The sequence below is a fragment of the Okeania sp. SIO2F4 genome, from assembly GCF_010672385.1.
GTDB lineage: Bacteria > Cyanobacteriota > Cyanobacteriia > Cyanobacteriales > Microcoleaceae > Trichodesmium.
Genome location: NZ_JAAHGT010000528.1, coordinates 1 through 6,647 on the forward strand (window position 1 = coordinate 1; position 6,647 = coordinate 6,647).

At 33.0% G+C, this 6,647-nt stretch carries 4 protein-coding genes; all 4 read left to right on the forward strand.

Annotated elements, in window-relative coordinates; translation table 11 throughout:
- Positions 1-474: 474 nt before the first annotated feature.
- The 4 genes from F6K22_RS26600 (at position 475) to F6K22_RS26615 (ending at position 5,749) form a co-directional block, all read left to right on the forward strand.
- Positions 475-2,076 carry a hypothetical protein gene (locus F6K22_RS26600; RefSeq protein ID WP_293104998.1) on the forward strand — a complete coding sequence of 534 codons (1,602 nt, stop codon included), beginning with the start codon at positions 475-477 and terminating at the stop codon, positions 2,074-2,076.
- Between the two features lie 494 nt (positions 2,077-2,570).
- Positions 2,571-3,539, forward strand: coding sequence for a glycosyltransferase family 2 protein (locus F6K22_RS26605; RefSeq protein ID WP_293105000.1), 969 nt, complete (start codon positions 2,571-2,573; stop codon positions 3,537-3,539).
- A gap of 60 nt (positions 3,540-3,599) precedes the next feature.
- Positions 3,600-4,301: a TVP38/TMEM64 family protein gene (locus F6K22_RS26610; RefSeq protein WP_293105002.1), complete on the forward strand. Its 702-nt coding sequence runs from the start codon at positions 3,600-3,602 to the stop codon at positions 4,299-4,301.
- Positions 4,302-4,765: 464 nt separating this feature from the next.
- Positions 4,766-5,749: a glycosyltransferase family 2 protein gene (locus tag F6K22_RS26615; protein ID WP_483244162.1), complete on the forward strand. Its 984-nt coding sequence runs from the start codon at positions 4,766-4,768 to the stop codon at positions 5,747-5,749.
- Positions 5,750-6,647: the final 898 nt, after the last annotated feature.

Genomic DNA, 6,647 nt, shown 5'->3' on the forward strand with positions numbered 1-6,647 from the left:
GTGTAATTATTAGTATTTTTAGTATTATTATACTTGCGAGTTACTGGTATAAATTTGCTTGAAGCAATAATAAAAATTCTTAGTCGATCAAACCATATATTTCAAGTAGCAAGTCAAATTATTCCATAATTATCCAGTTTTTAGATTTATTCCGGAAACTGAATCAGAAGCTAGAAGAATGTTTTGTCAAAATTTAGAGAAGTTAAGTGATTGGGTCAGCTTGTGACACAAGAAACAAGTTTGAAAGAGTTTTTATATAAAACATCTAAGATGGTCCCTAAATTATCTTTTCCACCTTATTTAATTGAAGGGGGAATAGTTAAAATTAACATAATGGGAGACAAAGATATGTCTCGTAAATTAATTTATTTGTATTTCTCTTCCCAAAGTTAATTACCACATCTATTTTGTGCCACGCTCAACTTAATTACCTGGCTTTGCCAATATTCTAAATATTTGCAAGGTAAATTTGTTATGAAAAATATACTGAAAAAGACATCTCTAATTATATTAGATAAGTGGCTTTTATTTGGGTCAATATTATTGTTTCTATCTCTAGTCTTTGGTTTATTCATTAGGATAGTTGGTGTTGTTCAGTTTTCTATTTTAACTGGCGATCAAATACGAGATGCTTATGCAACTATGGAAATTTGGCAAGGGAAATTTCCAACTCTTGGACCCCACTCAGCGTGGAAATTTCTTTGGGGAGATTTTGTTTACCTGCCTCCCCTCTACTTTTATTTAGTCTTTCCCTTCACTATTTTAAGTAGCCAATTATCAATTCAAGCTTTTCCTAACGCATTTTTCACCTTTCTAAGTATTCCTTTACTTGTTGCAGTAATCTACCAACTATTGGAAGGAATAGAGATTTCAAAAAGATTTTTTATCGCTAGTTTAATTGGCTTTTGGTATAGTGTCTTGGTCCGAAATATGGGGATGAATTCTGGCGAGAGTCTTGCAGGTAATCCTGGTTCTATTCCATTTTTTCTTCTTCTCTTTATTTGGCTGTATAACTATCAACTAAGTCAGCCTAAAAATTATATTAGTTCTGTTTTATCTTGGATAGGTTACGGTATAGTCTTAGCTATTCTAGTAAGTTTACATTTCTCTGCTCTTTTCGTGATGCCAGTAGTTTTTATAATTAGCTGTATCTATTGGTTTTTCAAAAATAATAGAAACCCGAAGTGCTTAGTATTATGTTTATATGCTGTGTTGTCTTCTATTATAACTTTATTACCCTATTGGATAGGCGAAGTACAACGTAACTGGATAAATACAATCGGAATTATTTCCCTTGTTAGGAATGTAAGTAGTGATGAAGAATATTCCTTAAATTTGTGGGAAAGAATAATCACAATCATAAAATCTTACTTTAGTTTGGGGAACGATATTTACTTTATGGCTGATTCTAGAAGACTATTAATGTTTTCTATTTTGTCAGTTACTTTTCTGAGTATTATTTTGTTAGTTGGATTACTTAAATTTAGAGGTAATAAGAATATTTACCTGATTGTATTGGCAACTTCAATTCTATTTTTTCTTGCGTATTCGTCTGCGGATCAAGAAAAAACCTATAACCCTGTATTTTACAAATTATTAATATATTGTTTGCCTTTATTTTTGACCCCAGCAAGTATAGCTTATTTGAACATATCTAAACCATTAGAAAAAATAATTTTAATTATCATCGTACTTCCATTATGTTTTTCTATCTTCAATAATCTGAGACTAAGTATTAACTACATCAACAGCCATATAGGCAAAAATCAAATACTAGCAACTAATACCATCGCAGAAGTTCTTGATACTCTTCCAGAAAAGTCAACATTTTGTCATCCACAAGGATTATCTAAAAATTTACGCCTCTATCAATATACCGATCAGTTTGTAACAGCAAATAACTTAAAATTCTCAGATAATTGCACTGCTGGTGATTATTATATGTCTGGTAAGTTTGGCTTAAATCCAAGTACTTTTAAAGTTTACCCTTCTAAAAAAAAGAAGAAGACTGTGAATGACAAAACAATGACAATAATCAAAGAAGATAGCACTTACTATCTTTATCAAATTAATTAAATAAATTATGACTATTGAAAGAGGAATGGAAGATAGTACAAAAGAAAAAATAAAATCTCGTGCCCTAGGTAGTTTTCTATAAAAATAATCCTATTTATGGCAGAATATGAATATATTTGACAAAGGTAAATTTTTAGGGGATACAGCACTTCCCGCTATTATGAGGTACATATTTAGCGGGCAATATTCCTGCACTACAAGAGATTTACTATTCGCTCCTTGTGCATCATTTGTCTGACATATTCTGTACAAGCTTTTGCTATGGCTATGAGTAGTTATTACTTATGAAAAAGTTAATTTTTCTAACTAATAAATAATAAAATAGATTAGAGCATATCATCAATTCAATCTGAAAGGGCTATTTGGCAAGAGTTTTGGTCTTTTTGCCTTGAAAGACTCCAGAAGCTAAAAACCCTGACTGACAAAGCTTCTAATCTCTAATTGATGACCAACCCAGGGGCACTACCGTTAACTCTACATTACTTGGGTTTAATATGTTTATAACAGAAGAAAATGTACAACTTTCTATAGTAATTCCTTGTTACAACGAGGAGCCAAATATTGATTATTTGTTTGAACGGCTAATATCAGTATTGGAGCCTCTAGAAATGACTTATGAAATAGTCTGTGTTAATGACGGTAGTAAAGATAATACTCTCAAGTTATTAGTAGAATATCATCAACGTAATCCCACAATTAAAGTAGTAAACTTTTCTCGTAACTTTGGTAAAGAAATTGCACTAACAGCAGGTATTGACTATACAACAGGAGATGCAATTATACCTATAGATGCCGATCTGCAAGACCCACCAGAATTAATTGGAGAACTTATAGCTAAGTGGCAAGAAGGATATGATGTGGTCTACGCAACTAGGCGATCGCGACAAGGGGAGAGTTGGGTCAAAAAATTCACAGCTCAAAATTTCTACAGGATAATTCAGGGGCTAACTTCTGTAAAAATTCCACCCGATACTGGCGACTTTAGATTAATGGATCGAAAAGTGGTAGAAGCTCTCAAAAAGTTGCCAGAAACTAACCGTTTTATGAAAGGTTTATTTTCGTGGGTAGGTTATCAACAAACTTCAATATTATATGACCGAGATCCTCGTTTCAAAGGTCAAACAAAATGGAATTATTGGAAGCTTTGGAATTTTGCAATTGAAGGTATTACTGCTTTTAGTTCTAAACCTCTAAAAATTTGGAGTTATATTGGCATATCAATTTCTTTAATTTCATTTATTTATGCTACCTTTTTAGTGATTCGGACTTTTATATTTGGAATTGATGTACCTGGTTATGCTTCATTAATCGTAGCTATCTTATTTTTAGGTGGTATGCAGTTATTATCTCTGGGAATTTTGGGCGAATATTTAGGTCGCATTCACTATGAGGTTAAGAGAAGACCTCTTTATTTAGTCAGAGAAAGTTATGGATTTAAAAATCAGATTACCAGCAATAAATAGTCTCAAACTTTTTGTTATTAAATAAACAAGAGAAAAAGAATAAGTTGGAGTAGAGATTTAATGTTCAATTTTAAAACTGGTATTTTTCTCCTGACAATTATTTGTATAATTGCCACGGGAATAACAGCTTATTTATTGGGAGGTTTGGCTCCAGAACAAGTTCAAACTTGGCTAGAACAAGCAGGTATTTGGGCACCAATAATCTATATAGTTATTTATACAATAGCAACTATCTTAGTTTTACCTTCTACAGCACTTAATTTAGCTGGAGGCGCAATTTTTGGACCCTGGATAGGTACATTATGGACAAGTTTAGCAGCAATTATTGCTGCAATTATCGCATTTTATTATTCTCGTACTGTAGGTCGAGAATGGATTTCTCAAAAGTTGGCTGGAAGATGGCAAGCAATGGATGCTGAAATGCGTCAGGGAGGATTATTTTATATGTTTGCTATTCGTTTATTGCCAATTATTCCTTATGGTTTAGTAAATTTTGCTGCTGGTTTAACATCTGTTAGTTTTAAAGATTATCTATTAGGCACTATCTTGGGAACTTTACCTGGTGTTTTGCCTTTTGTAATGTTAGGAAGTTCTGGTTTAACAGCATTAAAAACAGGTGACATTTTACCTTTAGTTGGAGCATTAAGTCTAATTGCAATGTTAGTAGGAGGTGCAACTTGGTATCGTCGTCGTCGCAGTCTGCCAAAGAAAGTTATAGAAGAAATGAAAGATTCATCTTCATCAGATTTTTTTGATAATTAAATCTCTTTTGGTTAATATCCCAAAATAACTAAATAACAAAAATGAAAAGCAAGTTTAAATTAATAGTTGATTCATAAACTTAGTTTCAACTATTATTTTATGTCACCTATATTCCAGGAATTAATGCTCTACTGAACCATAACTCACTCAACTGATGTATAGCAGTAAAATTAACCTCTTAATATTTCTTGATAAATCAGCACTAAGAGTGAACAGTCGCAAATATAGACAAAAGAGATTACATAAGTTGATCGCCCTAGAAACCCATATTCTATACTGTAAAATGTATCATAAAAGATTAATTTTCTAAGGAACAGTGAACATTAGAGTAGTCTGTATTCAAATTCTTACTAATTTTGCTGGTACGAACACTCAGTCAAAAATTTAAGTGATTATGATAGACTAAAACAAAAATTTATCCCTGGTAGCTAATAAAAATGAGTAACTATATATCCACTCAAGAGATGGGTTTAGAGAAAAACTCCCCCGATCAAATAAATATATCTATAGTAACACCTATTCACAATGAAGTAGATAGTATTCCTCAACTACTGGAAACTATTTCTACTACTTTAAAAGAAAATCAACTTACCTACGAAATTATCTGTGTAGATGATGGGTCTCAGGATGGTTCGACAAAACTCCTCACAGAATTAGCTGAAAAACGTACAGATTTAAAAGCAGTAATTCTCCGTCGAAATTATGGACAAACTGCAGCTATGGCAGCAGGGTTTAAGTATGCTATTGGTAAAGTAGTTGTGACTTTGGATGGAGATTTACAAAATGATCCGGCTGATATTCCACTATTATTATCTAAGCTGGATGAAGGTTATGATTTAGTGAGTGGGTGGCGGAAAAATAGGCAAGATGATGCTGTTACCCGACTACTTCCTTCTAAAATTGCTAATTGGATAATTGGCAGAGTAACAGGAGTAAATTTACATGATTATGGTTGTTCCTTAAAAGCTTATCGTTTGGAATTGATTGCTGATATGAACCTCTATGGTGAATTACATAGATTTTTACCAGCTTTAGCTTTTATTGAAGGAGCAAGAATTACAGAAATGCCTGTTAATCACTATGCTCGTCGCTACGGTAAAAGTAAGTATGGTTTAGGGCGAACTTTCCGAGTTGTAATGGATTTGTTAACAGTATTTTTTATGAAGAAATTCCTCACGAGACCTATGCACGTTTTTGGAATGTTAGGTTTAATTTCTGGGGGGTTAGGATTATTTTTTGGTCTCTATTTAACGATTTTGAAACTTGGCTTTGGAGAAAATATTGCCGATCGCCCTCTACTAATTTTGGTTGTTGTTTTATTACTAGCTGGTTTACAATTATTTAGTTTTGGTTTATTGGCAGAACTACTCATGCGAACTTATCACGAATCTCAAGCACGCCCAATTTATCGAGTCCGAGAAGTTATTAGCGGTAATTCTAATAAATAATTATTTGAGAATTAATCAGTATTTAGGGTTTGGTGATTAACTCTCAAAGCATTGACAGATAAAGGCAAGTGCCTTTTTAGGTCGAAAAAAGTGTCAGCTTTTCGGCCTAAAAAGCTAAAAAAGTTAGTATTTTGAGCAGACAAGATTCGATCTCCTAACTTTCCCCACACTCCCGACACTTCCTACACTCTGCTTTTTTCCGCAAACCCTATTTAGCTTTTAGGTCTCAGCTATTAGCTTCATAAAGATAATATAAGGCAGTATTTATAGACTGAATTTCCACTTTTAAATATACTTAAAAGGTAAGCATTCAGCCGTCAGCCATCAGCTATTAGCTATTACTTTTTTGCCGGATAAAAGCTTTATGAATTGAGCCATAATTACATCTTAACTATAAAAGCCACCTCCCTTGAGCTTAGAGTCAATATTTAGGGTTTGCTTTTGGAAAGTCTTTTTGTTGAGGTAGGGAGTAGGGAGTAGGGAGTAGGGAGTAGTTAAGAGTCTGGATAAATGGGAGTTATAGAGAATGGCCATTCATAATAATCAAAGTGATTTTTCTGCCTCCCATTACCCTAAAATCCTCACTTTTCGGCTTTATCCACCCAAAAGCTTGCACTTTTTACGGGTTTAAAATTGCTCAAACCTTGTTTGAGTAAATACTTTGATATTTAATCAGCAAGCCCTATTTATTTAAACCACATCCTTAAAAACGGGGTCTTCTTGTTGAGAGCTGATAGCTAATAGCTGAATACTTACCTTAAAAGTACATATAGAAAACTTATACCAATTCCCAAAAATAATTCTATTCCCTATTCCATATTCCCTATTCCCTATTCCCTATTCCCTATTCCCTAATTCTTGATAAGTAGGAAAATCAGTATATCCTTCTCGGTCAAAT

Bases quoted from the DNA above. Each gene is read 5' to 3' on its own strand.
- F6K22_RS26600 (WP_293104998.1), top strand. From the start codon at position 475: ATGAAAAATATACTGAAAAAGACATCTCTAATTATATTAGATAAGTGG.
- F6K22_RS26605 (WP_293105000.1), top strand. From the start codon at position 2,571: ATGTTTATAACAGAAGAAAATGTACAACTTTCTATAGTAATTCCTTGT.
- F6K22_RS26610 (WP_293105002.1), top strand. From the start codon at position 3,600: ATGTTCAATTTTAAAACTGGTATTTTTCTCCTGACAATTATTTGTATA.
- F6K22_RS26615 (WP_483244162.1), top strand. From the start codon at position 4,766: ATGGGTTTAGAGAAAAACTCCCCCGATCAAATAAATATATCTATAGTA.